The organism is Mesorhizobium sp. P5_C1, from assembly GCF_054049815.1.
This window is the reverse complement of the sequence record NZ_JBFULQ010001158.1, coordinates 1-894: the sequence shown is the minus strand read 5'-3', so window position 1 is coordinate 894 and position 894 is coordinate 1. Positions and strand designations below refer to the sequence as shown.

1 protein-coding gene is annotated in these 894 nt (G+C 64.7%); it reads right to left on the bottom strand.

The genetic code is table 11. The features are described 5' to 3' along the window. On the bottom strand, positions 1–894 hold an 894-nt coding region (locus ACXJ7R_RS34585; protein ID WP_457155713.1), incomplete at both ends, for an ATP-binding protein.

The window sequence follows — 894 nt, the reverse complement described above, 5'->3', positions numbered from 1 at the left end:
GACAGGCATCATGCACTCGACGCGGTTGCGCCCATGCACGATCAGCTTGCCGATCAGGCTGTCGTAGTAGGGCGGGATCTTGTAGCCGGAGTAAACGCCGGAATCGACGCGGATGCCGAGACCGCCCGGCGTATGGAAGTGGGTGATCGTGCCGGGCGAGGGGGTGAAGGTGCGCGGATCCTCGGCGTTGATACGGCATTCGATGGCGTGGCCATTGAACTTGATGTCTTCCTGCTTGACCGAAAGTCCGCCGCCCGAGGCGACGCGGATCTGCTCGTGCACGAGGTCGATGCCGGTGATCGCTTCGGTCACCGGATGCTCGACCTGCAGGCGCGTGTTCATCTCGATGAAATAGAACTCGCCATTCTCGTAGAGGAACTCGATCGTGCCGGCGCCGGAATAGCCGAGGTCGGCGATCGCCTTGGCGCAGACGCCGCCGATGCGCGCACGCTCCTCGGCATTGAGGGCCGGCGAGGGCGCCTCTTCCCAGACCTTCTGGTGCCGGCGCTGCAGCGAACAATCGCGCTCGCCGAAATGCACGCCGCGGCCAAAACCGTCACCGAACACTTGCACCTCGATGTGGCGCGGTTTTTCCAGGTACTTCTCGATGTAAACCGCATCGTCGCCGAAGGCGGCACCGGCCTCCGAGCGCGCCGTCTGCAGGGCGACCTCGAGGTCGGCTTCGGTATGCGCCACCTTCATACCGCGTCCGCCGCCGCCGGCCGACGCCTTGATGATCACGGGATAGCCGATCTCGCCGGCAATGCGCTTGGCCTCTTTTTCATCGGTGACCGCACCGTCCGAACCGGGCACCACCGGAATGCCGAGCCGTTTTGCGGTGCGCTTGGCCTCGATCTTGTCGCCCATGATGCGGATATGGTCGCCGGACGGGCC